Source organism: Niveispirillum sp. SYP-B3756 (genome assembly GCF_009495745.1).
Lineage (GTDB): Bacteria > Pseudomonadota > Alphaproteobacteria > Azospirillales > Azospirillaceae > Niveispirillum.
Window position 1 is genome coordinate 254805 of sequence record NZ_WIDQ01000006.1, and the last position, 23839, is coordinate 278643.

The following is a 23839-nucleotide window of genomic DNA, read 5'->3' on the forward strand; positions in this document are numbered from 1 at the left end:
GGGCAGGGGGCGGCGGGTTGGCCGCCCCCTTCGTTTTTCAGGCCGGAATGAACCCGTTGCGCCGCGCCCAGGCCAGGTAGAGCGAGGGCCAGGCAGCCACCGGCTTGCCCACCGCCCCGCGCAGGCCGAAACCGTGGCCGCCCTCCTGAAAGAAATGCGCCTCCGCCAGCACGCCCGCGCGCTGCAGGGCCGCCAGCATCAGCAGGGGGTTTTCCGGCGAGACACCCTTATCGTCCAGCGCGTGCAGCAGGAAGCTGGGCGGTGTCTGCGTCGTGACCCCATTTTGCGGGGAATAGCGGGCCACCCGATCCGGGGCCGGATTGTGCCCCAACATATTATGGGCGGAACCGGTATGGGCCGATGGCGGGGCCAGCGTGATGACCGGATAGACCAGACAGGCATGGTCCGGGCGGGCGCTGACCGCATCGGCCGCATCCACAGGATCATAGACATTTTCCGCATACCGGGTGGCAAGGCTGGCTGACAAATGCCCGCCGGCAGAAAAACCCATGACGCCGATGCGGCCCGGTGCCACGCCATAGGCAGGGGCCTGATGGCGGATCAGCCGCAGGGCCCGCTGTGCATCCTGCAACGGTGTGTCCGGTCCACCGGCCCAACCATCTGCCGGCAGACGGTAAAGCAGCACGAAGACGGTCATCCCCTCTGCCGCCAGCAGCCGGGCGGTTTCAAACCCTTCCTTATCCATCACCACCCGCGCATAGCCCCCGCCAGGGATCAGCAACAGGGCCGATCCATTGGGCTTGGCGGGGCGGAATACGCTGAGCGTCGGTTGGGTTATGTGAAGTGCCGCCCGATCCTTCAGACTACCGGGTTTGGCCCGATCCTCCACCTGTTCCACCAGCCCCGGCACCGGTCCACCCGGCGGGCTGGTGGGCCACAAGGGCAATATTTCTGCCGGGTCCGGCCCGGTCAGCGGGAAATCGGCCCCCGGTTCAGCCTGGGCATCCCGGCCCTTGGTCCCGATAAGGGTGGCAGCGAGGGCCGTCATGCCCAGCCAGCGGCGGCGATTGATCATAGGGTATCCTTCCCAGCGTGCTGATCGGTTTATCGCCGGTTGCGTCCGCCCCTGTCAAAGAGATGTATTGGCTATTGACACCGGTTTCCTAATGATCGCACCCTTAAGAGAAGACAAGGGCCGGCACAGGCCCACGCGTTGGGGAGGATATCGGGATGATCGACCGGGCGGATGACGCCTTTGGCCGGCGCACCTTGTTGCGTGGTGCGGCCGCTACCCTTGCCACCGGCTGGGCCGGAACCGGTTGGGCGGCGGGGCAGGGCGCGCCCCTGGTGAAAACCACCTATGGCAAGCTGCGGGGGCGTACCCTGGACGGTATCCACCAGTTCAAGGGCATCCGCTATGGCGCTGATACCGGCCCGCGCCGTTTTCTGCCGCCGGCCCCGCCGCAGCCCTGGAAAGGCGTTCAGGAGGCGCTGACATTCGGTACCGCCTGCCCGCAGGGCCGCATCAATGAAGCAACCTCGGAAGATTGCCTGTTTTTGAATGTCTGGACGCCGGGGCTGGATACGGCGCGCCGGCCGGTCATGGTCTATATCCATGGCGGGGCCTATGCCAGCGGCTCCGGCGCCAACCCGCTTTATGATGGCAGCAAGCTGGCCCGCCGGGGTGACGTGGTGGTGGTGACGCTGAACCACCGGCTGAACCTGTTCGGTTACCTGTCGCTGGGCCGGCTGGTGGGCGGCGATTATGCGGATTCCGGCAATGCGGGGATGCTGGATCTGGTGCTGGCGCTGCAATGGGTGCGGGACAATATCGCCGCTTTCGGGGGCGATCCGGGCCGGGTGATGCTGTTCGGCCAGTCTGGCGGCGGGGCCAAGATCGCCACCTTGATGGCCATGCCGGCCGCACGCGGCCTGTTCCACCGCGCCGCCACGATGAGCGGGCAGCAACTGACGGCCTCCGGCCCGCTGAACGCCACCCGGCGGGCGGAAACCTATCTGGCCGCATTGGGCCTGACACCGGATCGCGCGGCGGAGGTGGCCCGCCTGCCGGTGGAAAAGCTGGTGGCGGCCTTGAAAACCACCGACCCGGTGATCGGCAGCGGCGGGATTTATTTCGGCCCGGTGCTGGATGAACGCAGCCTGACGCGGCATCCCTTCTATCCCGACGCCCCGGCCCTTTCCGCCGATATCCCGATGATGATCGGCAATACCAAGGATGAAACCCGCAGCCTGATCGGCGGCGGGGAGCCGGATAGTTTCACCCTGACCTGGGAGCAACTGCCGGCCCGGCTGGCCAAGCATATGCGCGTGGATATCACCCCGGAAATAGTGGCGGCGGAATATCGCCGGCTTTACCCGGCCTATAGCCCCAGCGACGTGTTTTTCGCCGCCACCACCGCCGGCCGGTCCTGGCGTGGTGCGGTGGTGGAGGCGGAATTGCGTGCCCAACAGGGCTCCCCCGTCTTTGCCTATCAATTGAATTGGGGCTCGCCCAAGGATGGCGGCAAATGGGGGGCCCCCCACACGCTGGATATTCCGCTGGTCTTCGGCACGCTGGACGCACCGGATTCCATCACCGGCACCGGGGTGGATGCCGCTGCCGTCTCGCAGCAGATGATGGATGCCTTCATCGCCTTTGCCCGCAACGGTAACCCCAACCATGCCGGCCTGCCGGCATGGCGCCCCTATCGGTTGGAGGGGCGGGAGACGATGCTGTTCGATGTCCGCCCCGAACTGGCCAGCGATCCGCGCGGGGCGGAACGTCAGCTTTTTGCCAAGGTTCCCTTCATCCAACAAGGCACCTGAGGGGCGACGATTTTGCGCATGACACCGGTTGCACACGGTGGCACTCCGGTGGCATTCATTTGTCTGGCAATTGATCCTGTGGCAGCACGCGCCGCCCGCATGGCGGTGGTTCTGTCGGGCAGGGGGGAGAAGTGCTTCATGTCCAATGTTGATCACGAACTGCCGGGCGTCTGGCGGATCGACCCGCAGGATGATGTCGCCACCGCCCTGCGCCCCCTGGCGGCGGGGGAAAGGGTGATGGTGGGGGATGCAGAGATCACCCTGGCCGCCGATATCGCCAAGGGCCACAAGCTGGCGCTGCATCCCATCGCGGCCGGTGCGCCGGTGCGCAAATATGGCTGGCCCATCGGGATTGCCACCGCCGTCATCGGGCCGGGGGAGCATGTTCACAGCCATAATGTGAAGACCGGCCTGGATGCCGAACTGGATTACCAGTACCAGCCGGACCCACCATCGCCTGCGGTGGCCGGGGACCTGCCGACCTTCCAGGGTTACCGCCGCCCCGACGGGCGGGTGGGTACGCGCAATGAAATCTGGGTGCTGTGCACCGTGGGCTGTGTCGCCAACACGGCCCGGCTGATTGCAGAGGAAGGCAACCGTCGCTTTGCTGGCCGGGTGGATGGGGTTCACGCCTTCCCACACCCGTTTGGTTGCTCGCAATTGGGTGATGATCTGGACCATACGCGGTCAGTGCTGGCCGCCCTGGCCCAGCATCCCAATGCCGGCGGCGTGTTGCTGGTGGGGCTGGGCTGTGAATCCAACCAGTTGGACCGGCTGCTGGCGGAGATGCCGCACCGTGACGCCGCCCGCCTGCGCGCCTTCGCCGCCCAGAAGGTGGGGGATGAGCTAGAGGAGGGGCTGGCGGCGGTAGAAGAACTGGTTGCCATCGCGGAGGGGGACCACCGGGAGGCCTGCCTGCTCTCTGATCTGGTGCTGGGGCTGAAATGCGGCGGATCGGACGGGTTCAGCGGTCTGACGGCCAACCCGTTATTGGGCCGGGTGACAGACCGGTTGACGGCCGGCGGCGGCACGGCGGTGCTGACCGAAATCCCGGAGATTTTCGGGGCGGAGGAATTGTTGATGCGCCGGGCCGCCAGCCGAGAGGTTTTCGACGATCTGGTCGGCGTGGTGAATGGCTTCAAACGCTATTTCCTGGATCACAACCAGCCGGTGCATGAAAACCCCTCCCCCGGCAACAAGGCTGGTGGCATCACCACCCTGGAAGAAAAATCTCTGGGTGCCGTGCAGAAGGGCGGGCGGGCAACCGTCACCCAGGTGCTGCCCTATGGCGGCCGGGTCAGCGGGCCGGGGCTAGCCCTGCTGGAAGCGCCCGGCAATGACGCGGTTTCCTGCACCGCCCTGGTGGCGTCGGGGGCCACGCTGCTGCTGTTTACCACCGGGCGGGGCACGCCGCTGGGTTTCCCCGTGCCGACGCTGAAAATTGCCACCAATAGCGACCTTGCCAGCCGCAAGCCGCGCTGGATCGATTTCGATGCCGGAACGGTACTGGGCGCCGGCGGGATGGAGGCGGCAACCGACCGGTTGCTGGACCTGATTGCCGTCACCGCCAGTGGTGTACCGGCCCGGAATGAAACCAATGGCGAACGTGAAATCGCCTTGTGGAAAAGTGGGGTGACCTTATGAGCCGACTGACCGACACCAGCCTTGCCGGCTTGCCCGCCGCCATTCGCCGTCCCGCCTATGACCGGGCGGCGGCCGGGATCGGCATTGTCCATATCGGCCCTGGCGCGTTCCACCGCGCCCATCAGGCCAGCTATATTGACAGCGTGCTGGAACAGGGGGGCGACTGGGCGCTCTCCGTCATTTCGCTCAACAGCCGCGATATTGCCGATGCGTTGACACCGCAACAGGGGCTCTACACGCTGGCCACCTTGGGCGAAAAGGCGGAATACCGCGTCATCGGCGCAATCCGGGAGGTGTTGCACGCGCCATCCAGCCGGGCCGCCGTCCTGGCCCGGCTGGCCAATCCGGCCACCCGCATCGTCACCTGTACGGTGACGGAAAAGGGCTATTGCCTGAACGGCGCCGGCCTGCTGGATGCCGATCACCCCGCCATCCGCGCCGATCTGGCCAGCCCGCAGGCCCCCACCAGCCTGATTGGCTGGCTGGTGGAGGGGTTGCGCCTGCGCCATGCCGATGGGTTGCCCCCGTTCACTGTGGTCAGTTGCGACAATCTTTCTGACAACGGCCGCAAACTGGGCCGGGCGCTGGTGGATTTTGCCGACCGGCTGGACCCCGCCCTGGCCCGCTGGATTGAGGCGGAAGGGGCCTTCCCTTGCACCATGGTGGACAGTATCACGCCGGCCACGGATGAGGCGCTGAAGGCCCGCGTTGCCGAGGCCTTGGGCGTGGCGGATGCCGCACCGGTACAGCGGGAACCCTTCACCCAATGGGTGGTGGAGGACCGGTTTTGCAATGGCCGCCCGGCCTTTGAAAGTGTCGGCGTGCAGATGACCAGCGATGTGGCGGCGTTCGAGCGCGCCAAGCTGCGCCTGCTGAATGGCCCGCATTCCAGCCTGGCCTATCTGGGCCTGCTGCTGGGGCTGGAAAGCGTGGCCGATGCCGTGGGGCACAGGCTGCTGTCCGGCTTTGTCGAACGGCTGATGCGGGAGGATATTGCCCCCACCGTGCCGGCCCCGGCCGGGTTCGATCTGGATGGCTATATAAGCGCGATCCTGGCCCGCTTTGCCAATCCCGGCATCCGGCATCTGCTGTCGCAAATCGCCTGGGATGGGTCGCAGAAGCTGCCGGTGCGCCTGCTGGGCACCATTGCCGATACGCTGGCGCAGGGCAGGGCGGTGGATGCGCTCTGCCTGCCCGTGGCGGGCTGGCTGCATTTCCTGCGCCAGCGCGCCCAGCCGGGCCAGCCGAAGCTGGTCGATCCGCTGGCGGAACGGTTGCTGACCATTGCAGCCGGCACCAAGGGGGAGGCAGGCAGCGATGTCGCCGCCTTCCTGGCACTCGACGCGGTGTTCCCGCCTGCCCTGGCGGCGGATGCCCGCTTCCGGCGCGCGCTGGAAAGCGCCTATGCCGCCCTGGCACCGGGCGATGCGGAGGCGGTAGCGCGCGCGCTGGCAGGCTGAGGCGATCGATTGCTTTCGCCCAAGCCTCCCTATTACTATATGAGATTGAACCGCTAAGGCCGCCCGCAAGAGGCGGCCGGCGGTTCAGCCCAGGATCAGGAAACGGAAACCATGTCGGACAGCGATCTGTCGGCCCCCCAAGAGCGTACCGCCCCGGTGCCGAAACGCCGACCGACTATCAACGATATCGCCCGCATGGCGGAAGTATCGAAGAAAACGGTCTCCCGCGTGATTAACGGTTCCTCCCTGGTCAGCGAGGAGACGCGCCAGCGCGTGAATGCCGCCATCGCGGAAAGCGGCTTTGTGCCAGACCCGCAGGCGCGCGGGCTGGCTTTTCGCCGCTCCTTCCTGATCGGGCTGATCTATGACAACCCGAACGCGCAAACCATTGTCATTTCCCAATATGGCATTCTCGACCGGCTGCGCGGGTCGGAATTTGAGCTGGTGGTTTATCCCTGCGACCGGGGCAGCCCGTCACTGTTCAACGATATCCGCGCCTTTGTGGAACGGCAGAAGCTGGCCGGCGTCGTGCTGCTGCCCCCGGTGTCAGAGAATGATGCCCTGGTGGCGATGCTGCGGGAACTGGGTTGCCCGCATGTCCGCATCGCCTCCGCCGCGCTGGATGAGCCGGCGCATATGGTCGCCTCCAACGACCGGATCGGCACGGCCCAGGCGGCCGCCCATCTGCTTGATCTGGGGCATAAGGAAATCGCCGTCATCACCGGGCCGGAAGGCTATCGCTCCGCGCGGGAGCGGCTGGAAGGGTTCTGTGGTGAGTTGGATAAGCGGGGCATCACGCTGTCCCCTGATCATATTGTGCGCGGTGGTTACACTTTTGAGTCCGGTGTGGCGGCGGCCGAACGGCTGTTGAGCCTGGAGCCGCGACCGACTGCCATTTTCTCCTCCAATGATGAAATGGCGGCCGGGCTCTACCATGTTGCCTATCTGCGCGGGTTGCGCATCCCGGAAGACCTGTCGGTGATCGGCTTTGACGATACGCCGCTGGCATCGCGCATGTGGCCACCGCTGACCACGGTACGCTGGCCGATCCGGGACATGGGGCGCAGTGCGGCCGAATTGCTGCTGGATAACCAGGAAACCAAGCGCCGGCGCGCGGCCCCCGCCTATGAGGCGCGGCTGACCATCCGTTCATCGACGGCCCCCCCGAAAGGGTGAGGCGAACAGCGATTTCACATCCTGGTACGACTAGCATCAATTTACTTGCGACCGTCGTTGACACCGGTTACCATCGAAGCCTACAAGATGCCGGTGATCATTCTGGCAGAAGCTCCATCCCGGCATAACGGGGGGCGACAAGGGGGGATTTGCGGTGGCGAAAACGTTGCGCCTGCACCCGGAACGTCTGTTTCCGTCCGATCCGGCAGCCCGCGCGGTGGCCGCGAGGCTTTATGCCGAAATTCGTGACCTACCGATCATCAGCCCGCATGGCCATACCGACCCGGCCTGGTTTGCGGAAAATGCCGCCTGGACCGACCCGACATCGCTGCTGCTGGCACCGGACCATTATCTTTACCGGATGCTCTACAGCCAGGGGATTCCGCTGGAAAAGCTGGGTGTGCCCTCGCGCCAGGGGCCGAGCGGGGCGGACCCGCGGGAGGCCTGGCGGCTGTTCGCCAGCCATTTCCACCTGTTCCGCGGCACGCCTTCCTCCATCTGGCTGAACCATGTGTTCGGGGAAGTGTTCGGTTTCACCCAGGCGCTCTCCACGGAAACGGCCGATGAATATTATGACGGCATCACTGCCGCCCTGGCCACGCCGGCTTTCCGCCCCCGCGCCCTGTTCGACCGGTTCCGCATCGCCTTGCTGGCCACCACCGAAGGGGCGGTGGATGAATTGCCCCATCACCGCGCCATGCGGGCGGAAGGCTGGCACGGCAATGTCGTGAGCACCTATCGACCCGATTCCGTTGTCGATCCTGAGCATGAGGAGTTCGCCGGGGCCCTGGCGCGCTTTGGGGAGATGACGGGGGAGGATGTGGAAAGCTGGGACGGTTATCTGCGGGCCCACCGCAAGCGCCGCGCTGATTTCATCGCCATGGGGGCGACGGCCAGCGACCATGGCCACCCCACCGCCGCCACCGCCGACCTGTCGCGCCCGGCGGTGGAAGCGCTTTTCGCCAAGGTGTTGGCCGGCAAGGCTGATGCCGCTGAGGCGGAGCTGTTCCGCGCCCAGATGCTGACCGAAATGGCGCGGATGAGCCTGGATGACGGGCTGGTGATGCAGATCCATCCCGGTTCCTTCCGCAACCATAACCCACAGCTTTTCGCGGCTTACGGCCGTGACAAGGGTGCCGATATTCCGCGCCAGACCGAATATGTCCAGGCGCTGCGCCCACTATTGGGTGCGCATGGCAATGACCCGCGCCTGTCCATCATTCTGTTCACCCTGGATGAAACGGTCTATGCGCGTGAGCTGGCGCCGCTGGCCGGCCATTACCCGTGCCTGACCCTGGGGCCGGCCTGGTGGTTCCATGACAGCCCGGAAGGGATGCGCCGCTTCCGGGAGCAGGTGACGGAAACCGCCGGCTTCTACAATACCGCCGGCTTCAACGACGATACCCGCGCCTTCCTCTCCATCCCCGCCCGCCACGACGTGGCCCGCCGGGTGGATAGCGCCTTCCTGGCGCGCTTGGTGACGGAACAGCGGCTGGATGAGGATGAGGCGGCAGAACTGGCCTTTGACCTGACCTGGACGCTGCCGCGCCGTGCCTATCGCCTGAATAATCTGCCTGCGGACCCACGCGGCTAAAACCTTCCTGGGGGGAGACATTCAATGTTTGAGAAGACGTTCCACGCCACGCATCCGGACAGCCTGGAGGCTGCCAACACGGGTGACCTGCGTAACCGCTATCTGGTGACGGGGATTTTCCAGCCGGGTCGGGTGGTGCTGAACTACTCCCATAATGAGCGGTTTGTCATCGGCGGGGCCGCCCCGGTGGATGGCGCGTTGGAGCTGCCGACCCAGACCGAACCCGCCGCTGCCGCCGGCCGCCCCTTCCTGGAGCGGCGGGAACTGGGCATCGTCAATGTCGGCGGGCCCGGCCGTATTGTGGTGGATGGGCAGAGCTTCACCATGGGGCCGCGTGACGGGCTTTATGTGCCGATGGGTTCTGTTGCCGTCAGCTTTGCGTCGGATGATGCCGCCAACCCGGCTTTGTTCTATCTGGCCTCCACGCCGGCCCATGCCGCCCTGCCGATCCAGCATCTGCCGATCGAAAAGGCCAATCCGCTGCAGCGTGGCGCGCTGGAAACCTCCAACGAGCGCACGATCTATCAATATATCGTGCCGGGCGTCTGCGCCTCGGCCCAGTTGCTGCTGGGCGTGACGATCCTGAAGGAAGGTTCGGTGTGGAATACCATGCCGCCGCATCTGCATGAACGCCGCTCGGAGATTTACTTCTATTTCGACCTGCCAGAGCAGGACCGTGTGTTCCATTACATGGGCCATCCGGATGCCATGCGCCATATTGTGGTGAAGAACCATGAGGCGGTGATCTCCCCGCCCTGGTCCATCCATATGGGATCGGGCACCCGCGCCTATGGCTTCATCTGGGCCATGGGTGGCGAGAACCTGGATTATACCGACATGAAGGTGCTGGATATCTGCCAGTTGGCGTAAGGGGCAGGGGGCTGCATGGGGCCCCCCCTGCCATCCTGCGGCCTATCTTCCAGAGGAACAAGCCGATGAACCCGTTTGATTTGACCGGCCGGGTGGCGATGGTGACGGGGGCCAATACCGGCCTGGGCCAGTCACTGGCCATCGCACTGGCCCGCGCGGGCGCCGATATCGTCACCGTGGCCCGCCGCGATGCCGGCGAAACGGCGGCGGCGGTGGAAGCCGTTGGCCGGCGCTGCCTGCAACTGACGGCCGACCTGTCCAAGATGGACGGGCTGCCGGGGCTGGTGGCCGACACGCTGGCCCATTTCGGCCAGCTGGACATTTTGGTCAATAATGCCGGCATCATCCGCCGGGCCGACGCCGTGGATTTCACCGAGGCCGATTGGGATGATGTGATCGATACCAACCTGAAAAGCGTCTTCTTCCTGTCGCAGGCGGCGGCCAGGCACATGCTGGAACGCCGCAGCGGCAAGATCATCAACATCGCCTCGATGTTGAGCTTTCAGGGGGGCATCCGGGTGCCCAGCTATACGGCGTCGAAATCGGGTGTGGCGGGGCTGACCAAGCTGCTGGCCAATGAATGGGCCGGCAAGGGCATCAATGTGAATGCCATCGCACCCGGCTATTTCGCCACCAACAATACCGAGGCCCTGCGCGCGGATGAAAACCGCAACCGCGACATCCTGGCCCGCATCCCCGCCGGCCGCTGGGGCGAACCAGATGATCTGGGCGGGGCCGCCGTGTTCCTGGCCAGCCGTGCTGCTGACTATGTCCAGGGCCATATTCTGGCTGTCGATGGCGGCTGGCTGGCGCGGTAACGGTTGCACAAAAACGACACTTGCACCGGATCAAGTTCCGGCGCGGTTTGACTGACTTCTCCGCATTGACATGAATGTGTATCCGGATCATGATCCGTTTATGACACCGGTTACTTAAGACAAGCCGGAACATAAGAACTAAGGTCATCCAATCGGGATGGCTGGCTGGCGGTGCTGGGGAGCGCGCCTTTTACATCATAAAACGCGATCTTTGCATCTCTCATGCTCTTTTGCTCGCGGCAAATAAATCGGGCCTGCGTCAAAGCGGCCGAATTGGGAGGAATGGAAATGAAAAAGAACAAGTTGGGGCGGCCGGGTGCCTGGACGCGTCATGGTCGGGCACCGATTTGGTTGATGGCGGCTTCATGCGCTGCGGCCCTTGCCGCACCTGTTTCGGCACAAGATGCTGGTGACGGTATGCTGGAGGAAATCGTTGTTACCGGTTTCCGGGGCAGCCTTGCCAGCGCCATTGAAACCAAGAAGAACGCCAGCAATTTCGTCGATGCCGTGAATGCGGAAGATATCGCCAAATTCCCCGATCTCAATCTGGCGGAATCGTTGCAGCGTATTCCTGGCATTGCCATTGATCGTGATGGCGGCGAAGGCCGTACCATTACGGTGCGCGGTCTTTCCTCTGACTTTACCCGCGTGCGTTTGAACGGGCTGGAAGCGCTGGCCACCACCGGCGGCACCGATGGTTCCGGTGGTGCCAACCGGGGGCGCGGCTTCGATTTCAACATCTTCGCCTCCGAATTGTTCAACAATATTAAGGTAAACAAGTCGCAATCGGCGGAGATTGAAGAAGGATCGCTGGGGGCCACGGTCGATTTGCAGACGGGACAGCCCTTTGATTATAAGGATTTCACCTTCGCCGCCTCGGCCAAGGGAACCTATAATGACCTGTCAAAGAAATATAATCCGCGCGCAACCCTTCTGGTTGCTGACAAGTTTCTTGATGACAAGATTGGCGTGCTGGGGTCGGTGGCCTATTCCACCCGTAACGTGTTTGAAGAAGGGGCGTCGACCACCCGTTGGGAAGTGCCGATCCCCAACCCCACCGGAGCACCTAATCCTAACACCAAGTTCCGCAGCGTGCCGGCCAATCTGGCGGCACAGCAGGCTTGGCATCCGCGCATTCCGCGCTATGGCCGGCTGGATTATGATCAGGACCGCCTGGGCCTGACGGGTGCTATCCAGTTGCAACCATTCGAGAATACCCGCATTGACCTGAATGTTCTTTACGCCAAGCTGAAGCAGAATCGTACGGAACAATATCTGGAGGCCATTTCCTTCAGCCGCACCGGTGCGGCCGGCATGGGTGGCACCGATGTGGTGAGTGGCACCATCAACGATAATAATGCGCTGGTCCAGGGGCGTTTCAACGGTGTCGATATGCGCACCGAATTCCGCCGGGATGAGTTGAATGCCGACTTCCTGCAATATTCGGTAGGGTTGGACCAGGGGATTGGTGAGAGCCTCACCCTGAAGCTGCTGGCCGGCTGGTCCAGCAATACGCAAGATAATCCTGAACAGACCACTGTTTCGCTGGAGCGCTATAACTCCAACGGATATAGCTATGATTTCAGCGGGAACAAGAAGCTGCCGGGGTTTGATTACGGTTTTGACGTCACCAACCCGGCCAATTGGGCCTGGAGCAGCTCTGCGGCACAGGGCGACGCCTCCTTGATCCGGATGCGTCCCAACAAGACGAAGAACGAGTTTGTCAATTATCGCGCCGACCTGTTGTGGGATGCGACCGATAATGTGACCCTGAAGACCGGTTTCGCTTGGAAGAAGTATGATTTCAAGACAGAGGAATGGCGCCGCATCAATGAAAATGCCGTCGCTCTGCCGGCAGGCACCAGTGTGGCGCAGATTTCCAAGCTGTTCTCCGGCTTTGGTCGCCATATGGATATGCCAGCGGGTACACCCAGCAGCTGGATTGTGCCTGATCTAGACAAAATCGGCGACATACTCGGAATTTATTGTAACTGTATCAACCAGTTCGGTAATTTCACTCTGTCCAAGGATAATCAGCTTGGCCAGAACCGCGACGTGACGGAAAAGGATTTGGCCTTCTATGGTCAAGCCGATTTCAACTTTGAGGTGATGGGTAAGACGGTCCGCGGCAATATCGGTCTGCGTCGGGTAAAAACCGAACAGCAGGCGTTCGGCTATGTGGGCAGCCGCCCAACCGTCAGCGACCGCAGCTACTGGGACACCTTGCCGTCGATGAACGTGTCCGTGGAAGCCACGGAAGACGTGTTCGTCCGCTTCGCCGCTGGCAAAGTGATGGCGCGGCCGCGCCTGCCGGATCTGACGCCGGGTGGTTCGATCAATACCCAATCCAAGACCTTGACCATCGGCAATCCGGATCTGGAACCCTACCGCGCCAACACGGTGGATATTGGTCTGGAATGGTATCCGGACCGGGAGACTCTGGTTTCCGTCGGTTACTTCTACAAGGATATCAAGACCTATATCCAAAACGTGGCCAGTACCCAGGTGCTGCGCACGGTGGAACTGCCCCTGGAATCTCTACCGGCCGCAGAGTTGGATAACCTCTATACCGTGACACGGGCACAAAACACTGAAGGCGGACCGCTGAAGGGCTTTGAAATCAGCGTGCAGAAGCCCTTTACCTTCCTGCCCGCACCGTTTGACAATCTGGGTGGTATCCTCAACTACACCCATGTGAAGTCGAATATTATCTATAACCTGCCCAGCGGAGCCACCAATCTCCAACGGACGGAACCGCTGGTAAACCTGTCCCCGAACTCCCTGAACGCGACGCTTTATTACGAGACGGAGAAGTTTAGCGTCCGTGTGTCCGGTTCATTCCGCGATGCCTATTTGACTAATGTGGCACCGGGTAACAATATCGATGTCCGTGGCAAGAACTCCACGTTCAACCTCGATCTGAACGCTTCATACAATATTAATGAACACCTCACCGTCTCCTTCGAGGCGATCAACCTGACCGACCAATATGATGATAAGTGGGTTGGTCGTGACCTGCAGGCCATGGACACTTATGTCCATAGTGGTCGGCAGTTCTTCCTGGGTGCCAGCTATAAGTACTGATTTCCGCTTTCCCGTTTCCCTTGCCTTCGGCCATCACTGCCTGTCAGTGATGGCCGTTTTTCTATGCCATCAATCGGCCTGGAGAGAGCCCATGCGGCGGATTTTGCTCAGCGCGCTTTTCTGGGGAATGGCCGGCGGTGTGGCGCCGGCGGCGTCGCCATTCCCGCAGGTTCCCCTCGGCCCCATTCCGGCCTTTTCCGGTGCGGAAGGGGCGGGTGCCTATTCGGTGGGTGGCCGGGCAGGGGTTGTGCGCATTGTCACCAACCTGGAGGATGCAGGCCCTGGCAGCCTGCGGGCAGCGGTGGAGGATGCCGGAGCCCGTATGGTGGTCTTTGCTACCTCCGGGACCATCCATCTGAAAAAGCCGCTGAAAATACATAATGATTTCATCACCATCGCCGGCCAGAGCGCCCCGGGCGAAGGTGTCACCCTGGCGGATCAGCCGCTGATCATTGCGGCCAACCATGTGGTGGTGCGTTATTTACGCGTCCGCCTGGGCGATCTCAGCCAAACGGAGGGTGATGCCGTGTCCGTCACCGACGGGCAGCACATCATTCTGGACCATATTTCCGCCAGCTGGTCGGTGGATGAAACCCTGTCGGTCTCCCAGAAATGGAAGCCGGGCATGAAGGGGCTGGATCATGTCACAGTGCAATGGTGCCTGATCAGCGAAAGCTTGAACAAATCCGTTCATAGCAAGGGAGAGCATGGCTATGGCAGCCTGGTCCGCGGCTCCTACGGTGCGCGCTATAGTTTCCACCATAACCTATGGGCCCACCACAAATCGCGTATGCCCCGCCCCGGCAACTTTATTGAGGCTGACGCCGATCCGGATGGCGCCGTCATGGATTTCCGCAACAATGTCTTTTATGACTGGCACGGAGACGCTGGCGGATATAACGTCGATAAAAACGCGATAACGACGTATAATTTCATCAACAACGCCTATCTTCCAGGGCCTGGCAGCCAGCGGCAGATGGCGTTCCGGGAATCCGCCCCGCTGGCACGGGCCTTCTTTCAGGGTAATGCCATGGCGGGGACGGTGCCGGCCGACCCTTGGTCACTGGTGATGGGGAGTGAGCGCGATGGCTATCGTCTCAACCGGCCGGCGGAAATGTTACCGGTTACCACGCAAGATGCACTGACTGCCCAGGGGGAGGTTTTGGCCCGCGCTGGCGCTTCCCTGCGGCGCGATCCGGTGGATCAGCGGGTGTTGGCACAGGTGCGGGACGGCAAAGGGGGCGTGATCAATAGTCAGCAGGACGTTGGCGGCTGGCCGCTGCTGCCGGAAATGCGCGGTCCGCTGGACAGCGATGGCGATGGTATTCCCGACGCCATTGAACAGGAGCGCGGCCTTAATCCCCATGATGCGGCGGATGGCCGACGGTCGGGCCCGGACGGCTATACGGTGTTGGAGAAATATCTGGCGGAACTTGTCCGTTGATAACGGGAAGGGGAGGCACCGTTCGGCGCCTCCCCCTGCCGCAATCACGTTCCCTTCGCCTTGGTGGCGCTGTCCAGCACGTCCGGCCGCTTCGGCGTCATATCATCCAGATTCCAGTCATCAGGATTGAAGCTTTTGGCGCTGGGCACCTGTTGCGGATAGCCATGCAGGTCATTTTCGCTGTCGATAATGTTGCCGCGCCCTTCGGCCACATCGGAAATCAACTGCACATCCTCCTTGTCGCGGTCCCAGGGCCGCGCCCCGACCTGTCCCAGGACATGCTGCTGCACCGCCGTGGCCGGCATGGCCGTCAACCCCTCCGGCCAAATGTCCGGCCGCTTCAGTTCAATTACCTTGGCGGGAGCCGTGGTGTAACGGCCGATCTGCTGGATCGGGTTGCCGACCTGATCAACCGCAATATTGTCCTTGCCGTAATATTCCAGATCGCCATAACCGCCGATCATCAGGAAGGCCATATGTGGCGGCGTATCTGGACCCGCACGGAACACATTGCCCACGGCAGTCATCTTGCCGACCTGATAGGGCATATTGCCCCATTCCTCAGCCATCAGATTATAATGAATAGCCCGCTGTCCGGAATTATAGATCAGATTATTGACAATGGCGCCATGGACACCGCCCTTGAAGAAGGGATTACGTTCCACATTATGGGCGTAGAGATTGCCATAGATCAGAATATCCGTAACATTGTCATGGATCAGCGATCCTTTGGAATGCTCGATCTTAGCATGGGTGGAGTAACGCAACCCTTGGGCAATGATATTGTTGGAGAAGGTGATACGGTGGGAGGTATTGCGCCGCCATTCCTGCGGCGTGTTCCCCTTGAAGCGCGGGCCGGAGGCGGAGAGATTTTCATCAGTGGCCCAGGTCAGGCTGCAATGATCGACAATAACATTATAGGCACCGCCAATGGTGCTGATACTGTCATGATCGTTACCACTGCGCTTGGGCTGGCCCGCCTCACCCACACGAATACGAATATGCTGGATGATTACATCATGGGCGGCGATATCCATCCCCCCCTTGATCAGTGTAATGCCGGGGGAGGGGGCCGTCTGACCGGCAATGGTGACAAAGGGTTCGGTCAGCTTGACGGTCTTATTGCCCAGGTCAATGACACCCCCCACCTCGAAAACGATGGTGCGCGGCCCCTTGTGATGCAACGCTTCCAGTAGGGAGCCGGGGCCGTCGGCGGCCAATGTCGTCACCTTGATGATTTCACCACCACGGCCGCCGACCGTGTCGGCAGCCCAGCCCAGGGCGCCCGGGAAGGCAAGTTTGCCGCTGGTGGCCACCGCTACCGGTGTGGCGGGTTGCGCCGCCCCGGCCGTGGAGAAAGGCAGCACCACCAAGGCCAGCGCCGTGGCCAGCATCAGCCGGGCCAGTAGGGAGCGGGCAGCCGGTCGGCGGGTCTCTACAGCGTTCATCTGAACTATCCTCCCTCTCGCCAGGTTCGGCGATAAATTCAATTTGGTGTCTTGTAAATGACACCGGTTTCCTATAGTCCTTTTTGGAACGAATGACAATCGCTTCGGCCCTGGCTGAAGACAATAAGCGGGGAGGGCGTGAATGCCTGACAATGGCGATGATCTGACAGCCGACATCCGGCGCGCCTTCCGTGATGCGCGCCGGGCAGGGCGGTCGTTGCCTGATTATCCGGGGACGATTCCGGCGACGCTGGAAGCAGCCTATCTGATTCAGAATGCGGCTATCCGCGAATGGCCCGATGCTGTTGCGGGTTGGAAGATCGGCCTCATCCCCCCCGGTGTCCGTGACCTGTATCCGCAGGAACGGCTGGCGGGGCCGATTTTCGCCCGTACCGTCCACGTGGCAGAGCCGGGCGAAATTGTGGATATACGCGCCATCGAGGGCGGCTTCACGGCGGTGGAGGCGGAGCTTCTGTTGCACATCGCCTGTGATATTGCCCCCGGCAGCGTCGCGGAAGATGCGCCGCTGCCCCCCCTGATTGCCGCTGCCCATCTGGGCATCGAACCGGCGGGCAGTCCCCTTTCTGCGATCAATGATCTGGGGCCGGCCGTGGTGGTGAGCGATTTTGGCAATAATGCCGGGGTGGTTATCGGGCAGCGGCTGGCGGGCGATCTGGAAACGCTGCTAGGCCCGGAGCCGCCGGCTTTGCGGGTGGAAACCCTGGTGAATGGCGAACGGATCGGCGAGAAGCCGCTGACCGCCATTCCCGGCGGGCCGGGCCGCGCCCTACGCTTTCTGCTGCGTAATCTGGGACGGCGCGGGATCACTTTGCCACAGGGGGCCTGGATTTCGACCGGCGCCATCACCGGTGTCCATCGGGTGGAACCGGGTGACGAGGCAATGGTGACGATGGAAGGAGTGGGGGAACTGAAAGTTCGCTTTGTCCCCGCCCAGCCACTGGAATAAGAAAAATTATCGCCGCTCATGAATAGAGCGGCGCGTAATGAGAATAAAGGGGGAGATCAACCCCCTTTTATGTCAGCCGGGGGCGGACATGCTTTCGCCCGCGACCATGTCATTCAGGGAGGAAACCCATGTCGGGCGTGAATGATGTCCCGCAACCGGCGGCCGCTATCGGCCGCTATCGTTGGGTTGTTGTGGCGCTGCTGTTCGCGGCGATGGCCATCAACTATGTGGATCGCCAAATGATCGGGGTGTTGAAACCCACCCTGTCCAAAGAAATGGGCTGGTCGGAAACCGACTATGCCAACATCATCTTCTGGTTTCAGGCCAGCTACGCCATTGCCTATATCGTCTTTGGCAATATCGTGGATCGTCTCGGGGCACGGTTTGGCTTCGCGCTGGCCTTCACCATCTGGACCATTGGCCATTTCGCCCATGCGGCGGCCCGCGATTTGATGGGCTTCATTCTGGCCCGTGCCGTGTTGGGTGTGGGTGAGGGCGGTGGTTTTCCAGGTGGCATCAAGGCGGTAGCCGAGTGGTTCCCCAAGAAGGAACGGGCCTTCGCCACCGGCATTTTCAATGCCGGCACTAATATCGGCGCCATCGCCACCCCGTTGATCGTGCCGGCTGTCACCCTGGCCTGGGGCTGGGAGATGGCCTTCATTGTCACCGGCCTGTTCAGCCTGATCTGGCTGCCTTTGTGGCTGATCCTCTATCGCCATCCGTCCAAGCACCCCAAGGTCACTCAGGCAGAGTTGGCCTATATCAGCAGCGATCCACCCGATCCGGGGCACCGGATTGGCTGGTTTCGGCTGTTGCGCGTGCGGGAAACCTGGGCCTATGCGCTGGGCAAGTTCCTGATTGACCCGATCTGGTGGATGTTCCTGTTCTGGCTGCCGGACTTCCTGGCCAAGCGGCATGGGCTGGACCTGAAGACTTTCGGTATTCCGCTGGTCGCCATCTATCTGCTGTCCGACGTGGGCAGCGTGGCGGGTGGCTGGCTGTCTTCCCGCTTGATGCATCGTGGTTACAGTGTCAACCGTGCTCGCAAGCTGGCCATGCTGATCTGCGCCCTGTTCGCCCTGCCTGTGGCTTTTGCGGCCAATGCCGATACGCTGTGGGTGGCAGTCTTGATCATCGGGCTGGCCACGGCGGCGCATCAGGGCTTTTCTGCCAATCTCTACACACTGCCCAGCGATGTATTCCCCCGCGCGGCGGTTGGATCAGTCGTCGGCATTGGCGGGATGCTGGGGGCGATCGGCGGCATGGCCATGGCCAAATATGCCGGCTGGGTGCTGGATAAGGTCGGCACCTATACGCCAATCTTCATCGTGGCCGCCACGGCCTATCTGCTGGCACTGCTGGTGGTGCATCTGCTCACCCCCCGCATGGCACCGGTGGAAATCCGCGAATAATACCAGCGGCGCGAAATCATGACCGATGGTCACGCTTTCGCGCCGCTTAATTGCCGGCGCCAGCATCCGCTGGCTTGGCTACGCAGCACAGGCCGCGCGGCGGCAGTCGCCGCCGTACCAACGGTCATGAATTATGGCCGTTGGTATACACCAATCTCCCTTGATCGTGACCGATCCAGGGAGATTTCAGGTTCCCTCAGTCGTCGGGTGGCGCATAAGGCATCCTTGTCTTACGCGCCACGAGGTGCTGAGCCGGCGGTCGCCGGCCTCCAAGCCGCCTGAAGGTCAACCTTTGGGCGGCTTGGTATTACTCTTCCCCGTCCCCGTTGCTGTTGGCGACCAGTTGGATACCGTCCAGCAGCGACAGCAAAGCACCCCGCCCGGCAGGGCCGAGCTGGGAGGACAATTCTGCCTCATAGGCATCATGGCGGGCCTGGAACTCCTTCATCCGCTCCTGCCCGTCCGGCGTCAGATGCAGGCAATAGGAACGCCGGTCCGCCGGGGAGGGGGAGCGGACCAGCAGGCCGCGCCCTTCCAGCGCATCCAGCAGCGGCACCAGATTGGCCCGTTTCAGCCCCAGCGCGTCGCTGATCTGTGATTGGCTGAGGCCGGGATTGTCACGCACCACGGTCAGAATGGCGAACTGGGTGGGGCGAATATCCACCTCCGCCATGAACTGGATGAACAAGTTGAACGCGGCAATCTGTGCACGGCGCAACCGGTACCCAACGGAAGAGTGCAGTGCCGACAGATCGACCCCGTTCGAACGCCCCTGATCATCCATAACCATGCTTCTCTTTCCCGCACTCTTTACTGTCCAGTCACCCAAGTTATACCAAGAGCCATGGATCATGACTCTTGGTATTTACCTGTTCCCTCAACGCCTGGCGCTGCCTCTGGCAACTCGGGCTTACGCGGGCTCGAACCCGCGGGCCAGCGGTCGCTGGCCTTCAAGGATCATGGGACATGACCCTTGATGTTACAGGTATGGCGCGCGGATTTCGAGCGGTCGCTTTACACAGGCGGTAAAAACTGCTGTCGCAGCAGATGTTTCTGCACCTTGCCGGAGCCGGTACGGGGCAGGGTTTCGCACAGCACCACCTTGTGCGGCCGTTTATAGCGGGCCAGACGGCCATCCAGATGGCCGGTTACCATTTCCGCTGTCAGGCTGTGGCCGCTGCGGGGGACGATGAAGGCCCAGCCGACCTCCCCCCATTTCTCATCCGGGATGCCGACGACGGCGACTTCCGCCACGGCGTCCAGCTCCAGGATGGCGCCTTCAACTTCTGCCGGATAGACGTTCTCGCCGCCGGAAATGTACATGTCCTTTTTGCGGTCGACGAGATAGTAGAAGCCATCGGCATCCCGCCGTGCCGCATCACCGGTGCGCAACCAGCCGCCCTGATCGGCCAGCGTCGGCAGTTCCGGCCGGTTCCAGTAACCGGGCGACAGGTTGGGGCCGTTGATCCATAGCTCCCCAACGGCCCCTTCGGGCACGTCCTGCCCCTCATCATCCACCAACCGCACGCGCAAGACTGGGGCCGGCAGGCCGGCGGAACCGGCCTTGGCGGCGATGCGGGCCCGGTCCCCCACTGGCATCCCCAGCACGGTTCCCGCCTCGCTCATCCCGTAACCGTCGGCGACGCTGATGCCTTCATCGACAAAGCGCTGGATCAGGGAGGTCGGCATCGGCGCGCCGCCGGTGCAGAAGGCGGTCAGCCGCGCCAGAACATCGGCCCGGTAATCCGGGTGCTGGCGCAGGGTCTGCGCCATCTGCGGCACGCACATATAGTGGGTGATCCCCAAAGCCGGATCGGCCAGCCGCGCCAGCGTCACCGCCGGTTCGAACCCGCGCGACATCAACAGCGTGCCGCCCTGGGTCAGCGGGGTGCGCGTCATGGTCAGCAGGCCGACGACATGGAACAGCGGCATGTCGCACAGCACCACGGAGTCGGCCGTGATCTTGTTCATCATGCCGAAATTGACGGCGGTGAAGAAGGCATTCGCCTCCGTCAGCAGCGCACCCTTGGGCCGGCCGGACGTGCCGGAGGTGTATAGCAGGGTGGAGGGCTGATCGGCCTGCGGAAAGCAGTTTGGCCGGACGGCGGGCTGGCTTTCCCATTCGGTTGCGGCCTCGGCGAGATTCAACACCCGCGTCTCCGGCTGGTTGGCGGCGGCCTGATCGGCGGCGCTGCGGAATTCCGCATCAGCCAGCAACAGGGAGGGGGTGCAGTCGCCAATCTGGTAGGCCAGTTCCGGCACGGTCAGCCGCCAGTTCAGCGGCACGAAGATGGCCCCCACCCGTGCCGCGGCCAGATGCAGGATGGGCATGGCCACATCATTGCGGCCCAGCACGGCGAGGCGCTGCCCGTTGGCATCCCCCAGCGTCGCCAGCAGCCACTGGGCGCAGCGGTTGATGGCGCCGTCCAGTTCGGCATAGCTGAAACGCCGCCCGCCGACCAGATCAACCAGCGCCAAAGCCGCTGGCCGCATGGCGGCCTGAAAGGCAACCGGATCAGGGGCGGGCCAGCCGGCGGTGAGGGCGGGGGGGATCATAAGGTGTTTCTCCCTGGGGGCGGGTATTTCTCTGGCCCGGTTTTGGGTGCCGGTTTGGGGGAAGAGAGGCGGGAAGTGCTGGTCAAAATGCAAATGACAAAACCGGGGGCGGCATGATCCGCCGCCCCCTGGGCATTCCTTAGCGCTTGTAGGCGCCCAGGCCCGGCTTGTAGCTCTTCTCGTCGATGAACTGGCGGATGCCTTCCTTGCGGCCGTCATTGTCATAGGAATTGGCCGCTTCCTGCGCGCGGACCAGATAATCCTCGGCACTGTCGTAGGTCATTTCCTTGACTCGGCGCACGGCATCCTTGGTGGCCTTCAGGGCAACCGGGTTCTTCTCCAGCAGCACCTTGGCCAGGGCCGTGACCCGATCCTTCAACTGGTCGGCGGGCACTGCTTCGTTGACCAGACGCCATTCGGCGGCCTTGCGGCCATCGATCGCCTCACCGGTCAGGGCGTGGTACATGGCGTCGCGCATGGGGATCAGGTCGACCACCACCTTGGTCGCACCACCGCCCGGCAGGATGCCCCAGTTGATTTCCGACAGGCCAAACTTCGCCTCTTCCGAGGCAATGGCCAGATCGCAGGCATAGAGCGGGCCGTAACCGCCGCCAAAGCACCAGCCATTAACCATGGCGATGGTCGGCTTCTGGTACCAGCGCAGGCGCCGCCACCAGCCATAGGCCTCCCGCTGGGCCTGACGGGTGGCGCCCAGCCCCTTGGCTTCCGTTTCGCGGAAATATTCCTTCAGGTCCATGCCGGCCGACCAAGCCGTGCCTTCACCCGACAGCACCAGAACACCGACATCCTGGCGAAATTCCAGCTCGTCCAGAACCTCCATCATGCGTCGGTTCAGGGTCGGGCTCATGCAATTGCGCTTGTCCGGGCGGTTGAAACGGACCCAGGCGATGCCGTCCACAACGTCGAAAGCAACCGTGTCGCTCATTTTTTTGTCCTTATCAGAATTGTGGTGTCAGATCGGGAAGTGGCCCGGCTTGGTTTCCAAGGTGATCCAACGCAGCTCGGTGAAACTGTCGATGCCGGCCTTGCCGCCGAACCGGCCATAGCCGCTATCCTTGACGCCGCCGAAGGGCATCTGCGCCTCATCATGCACGGTGGCGCCATTGACATGGCACATGCCGGACTGGATGCGGCGGGCCAGCCGCAGGCCGCGCGCGGCATCGCGGGTGAAAATGGCAGCCGACAGGCCATATTCGGTATCGTTGGCGGTGTTTACCGCCGCATCTTCCCCATCCACCCGCACGATGGTGGTGACGGGGCCGAAACTTTCCTCCCCGTAAATCCGCATTGCCGGGGTGACATGGTCCAGAATAGTGGCCGACATCAGCGTGCCCTGGGTGGCGTGCGGCTGATAGAGCTTGGCGCCTTTGGACACGGCATCATCGATCAGCGCCTGAATGCTGGTCACCGCATGGGGGTCCACCACGGAGCCCAGCGGCGTATTGCCCTGGCGCGGGTCGCCCGCCACTAGCGTGGCGGCCTTGGCGGCGAACTTGGCGACGAAATCATCCGCCACCTTGTTATCCACCACGATCCGTTCGGTGGACATGCAGATCTGGCCGGAATTGAAGAAGGCGCCAAACGCGGCGGCCTTCACCGCCTCGTCCAGATCGGCATCGTCCAGCACCAGGAAGGGGGCCTTGCCGCCCAGTTCCAGCAGGGCCGGCTTCAGATTACGGCCCGCCCGCTCGGCGATGATGCGGCCTACGCGGGTGGAGCCGGTGAAATTGATCCGCCGCACCGCCGGATGATCGATCAGCGCACCAACAATGGCCCCGGCATCTTCCGGGGCGTTGGTCAGCACATTGACCACGCCGGCCGGGAAGCCGGCATCGGCCAGCGAAGCGCCGATCAGCGCATGGGTGCGGGGACAGAGTTCGGATGCCTTCAGGATCACCGTATTGCCGCAGGCCAGCGCCGTGGCGATGGCCCGCACGCCCAGGATCACCGGCGCATTCCACGGCGCGATGCCCAGGATGACGCCAACCGGCTGGCGCATCGCCATGGCGATGCAGCCCGGTTTGTCCGAGGGAATGACTTCCCCGTTGATCTGGGTGGTCAGGGAGGCGGCTTCGCGCAGCATGGAGGCGGCCAGCGTGACATTGAAACCGGCCCAGCCGGCGGTGGCGCCGGTTTCATTGGCCATGGCGGCAACAAAATCCGGCATCCGCGCCGTCAGCGCATCCGCCGCCTTCAACAGCAGGGCGCGGCGCGCATTGGGGCCGGTTTCAGACCAGGCGGGGAAGGCGGAGAATGCCGCCTCGGCCGCTGCCGCCGCATCGCTGAGACTAGCGGCGGCGGCCGTGCTGGCCACCTCCCCCGTCAGCGGGTTGCGGCGGGTAAAGCTGCGGCCATCGGCGGCCTGCAAGGATTGCCCGCCAATCAGCAGGGCGGCATCAAGATTGGGTGCCATTGCTCACATCCTCCCGTCCATGGGCCATTCGGCCTCAAGTGAATTATGTTATGAACTATAACTATTAATGCCGCAAGGGGATTGTTTGCCGGCCGCAGCTTATTCCGCCCATCGCGGATTGGGTCGCTCGGCTGCCTAGTGCGTC

17 protein-coding genes are annotated in these 23839 nt (G+C 62.8%); 11 read left to right on the plus strand and 6 right to left on the minus strand.

The window, feature by feature from the left end; all coding sequences use genetic code 11:
• Nucleotides 1-37: 37 nt before the first annotated feature.
• On the minus strand, nt 38-1036 hold the full coding sequence (locus GE253_RS14735) for an alpha/beta hydrolase (RefSeq protein ID WP_153204868.1): 999 nt from the start codon (nt 1034-1036) through the stop codon (nt 38-40).
• A 155-nt stretch (nt 1037-1191) separates the two neighbouring features.
• Here GE253_RS14735 and GE253_RS14740 point away from each other — a divergent pair, with 155 nt between their 5' ends.
• The 9 genes from GE253_RS14740 (at nt 1192) to GE253_RS14780 (ending at nt 14877) form a co-directional block, all read left to right on the plus strand.
• Complete coding sequence (locus tag GE253_RS14740) at nt 1192-2787, plus strand: carboxylesterase/lipase family protein (protein ID WP_153204869.1); 1596 nt, start codon at nt 1192-1194, stop codon at nt 2785-2787.
• A 138-nt stretch (nt 2788-2925) separates the two neighbouring features.
• Nucleotides 2926-4431: an altronate dehydratase family protein gene (locus tag GE253_RS14745; RefSeq protein ID WP_153204870.1), complete on the plus strand. Its 1506-nt coding sequence runs from the start codon at nt 2926-2928 to the stop codon at nt 4429-4431.
• Nucleotides 4428-5891, plus strand: a complete 1464-nt coding sequence (locus tag GE253_RS14750; protein WP_153204871.1) for a mannitol dehydrogenase family protein — start codon at nt 4428-4430, stop codon at nt 5889-5891. Before GE253_RS14745 ends, GE253_RS14750 begins: the two co-directional genes overlap by 4 nt.
• A gap of 111 nt (nt 5892-6002) precedes the next feature.
• On the plus strand, nt 6003-7067 hold the full coding sequence (locus GE253_RS14755) for a LacI family DNA-binding transcriptional regulator (protein WP_089289929.1): 1065 nt from the start codon (nt 6003-6005) through the stop codon (nt 7065-7067).
• A gap of 154 nt (nt 7068-7221) precedes the next feature.
• Nucleotides 7222-8661: a glucuronate isomerase gene (gene uxaC, locus GE253_RS14760; RefSeq protein WP_348770859.1), complete on the plus strand. Its 1440-nt coding sequence runs from the start codon at nt 7222-7224 to the stop codon at nt 8659-8661.
• Nucleotides 8662-8685: 24 nt separating this feature from the next.
• Nucleotides 8686-9531 carry a 5-dehydro-4-deoxy-D-glucuronate isomerase gene (gene kduI / locus GE253_RS14765; RefSeq protein WP_153204872.1) on the plus strand — a complete coding sequence of 282 codons (846 nt, stop codon included), beginning with the start codon at nt 8686-8688 and terminating at the stop codon, nt 9529-9531.
• A gap of 65 nt (nt 9532-9596) precedes the next feature.
• Complete coding sequence (gene kduD / locus GE253_RS14770; protein ID WP_153204873.1) at nt 9597-10349, plus strand: 2-dehydro-3-deoxy-D-gluconate 5-dehydrogenase KduD; 753 nt, start codon at nt 9597-9599, stop codon at nt 10347-10349.
• Between the two features lie 417 nt (nt 10350-10766).
• Complete coding sequence (locus GE253_RS14775; protein WP_173012647.1) at nt 10767-13433, plus strand: TonB-dependent receptor; 2667 nt, start codon at nt 10767-10769, stop codon at nt 13431-13433.
• Nucleotides 13434-13524: 91 nt separating this feature from the next.
• Nucleotides 13525-14877 (plus strand): pectate lyase, encoded by a 1353-nt coding sequence (locus GE253_RS14780; RefSeq protein WP_173012648.1) that lies wholly within the window; start codon nt 13525-13527, stop codon nt 14875-14877.
• Nucleotides 14878-14921: 44 nt separating this feature from the next.
• Here the strand turns inward: GE253_RS14780 and GE253_RS14785 are convergent, their stop codons facing one another.
• The gene (locus tag GE253_RS14785) at nt 14922-16325 is read right to left on the minus strand and encodes a pectate lyase (RefSeq protein ID WP_153204876.1); all 1404 of its coding nucleotides are present in this window, start codon (nt 16323-16325) and stop codon (nt 14922-14924) included.
• A 142-nt stretch (nt 16326-16467) separates the two neighbouring features.
• Here GE253_RS14785 and GE253_RS14790 point away from each other — a divergent pair, with 142 nt between their 5' ends.
• Together GE253_RS14790 and GE253_RS14795 are read left to right on the plus strand one after the other, a co-directional pair.
• Nucleotides 16468-17292, plus strand: a complete 825-nt coding sequence (locus tag GE253_RS14790) for a fumarylacetoacetate hydrolase family protein (RefSeq protein WP_153204877.1) — start codon at nt 16468-16470, stop codon at nt 17290-17292.
• Nucleotides 17293-17420: 128 nt separating this feature from the next.
• On the plus strand, nt 17421-18704 hold the full coding sequence (locus GE253_RS14795) for an MFS transporter (protein ID WP_153204878.1): 1284 nt from the start codon (nt 17421-17423) through the stop codon (nt 18702-18704).
• A gap of 307 nt (nt 18705-19011) precedes the next feature.
• Here GE253_RS14795 and GE253_RS14800 read toward each other — a convergent pair whose 3' ends face one another.
• From GE253_RS14800 to GE253_RS14815, 4 genes are all read right to left on the minus strand, one after another.
• A complete protein-coding gene (locus GE253_RS14800) occupies nt 19012-19494 on the minus strand; it encodes a MarR family transcriptional regulator (RefSeq protein ID WP_173012649.1) in 483 nt (160 codons plus the stop codon).
• 224 nt (nt 19495-19718) lie between these two features.
• Nucleotides 19719-21260 (minus strand): AMP-binding protein, encoded by a 1542-nt coding sequence (locus tag GE253_RS14805; protein ID WP_153204880.1) that lies wholly within the window; start codon nt 21258-21260, stop codon nt 19719-19721.
• A 139-nt stretch (nt 21261-21399) separates the two neighbouring features.
• Nucleotides 21400-22206 (minus strand): p-hydroxycinnamoyl CoA hydratase/lyase, encoded by an 807-nt coding sequence (locus tag GE253_RS14810; protein WP_153204881.1) that lies wholly within the window; start codon nt 22204-22206, stop codon nt 21400-21402.
• Between the two features lie 27 nt (nt 22207-22233).
• On the minus strand, nt 22234-23694 hold the full coding sequence (locus tag GE253_RS14815; RefSeq protein ID WP_153204882.1) for an aldehyde dehydrogenase: 1461 nt from the start codon (nt 23692-23694) through the stop codon (nt 22234-22236).
• Nucleotides 23695-23839: the final 145 nt, after the last annotated feature.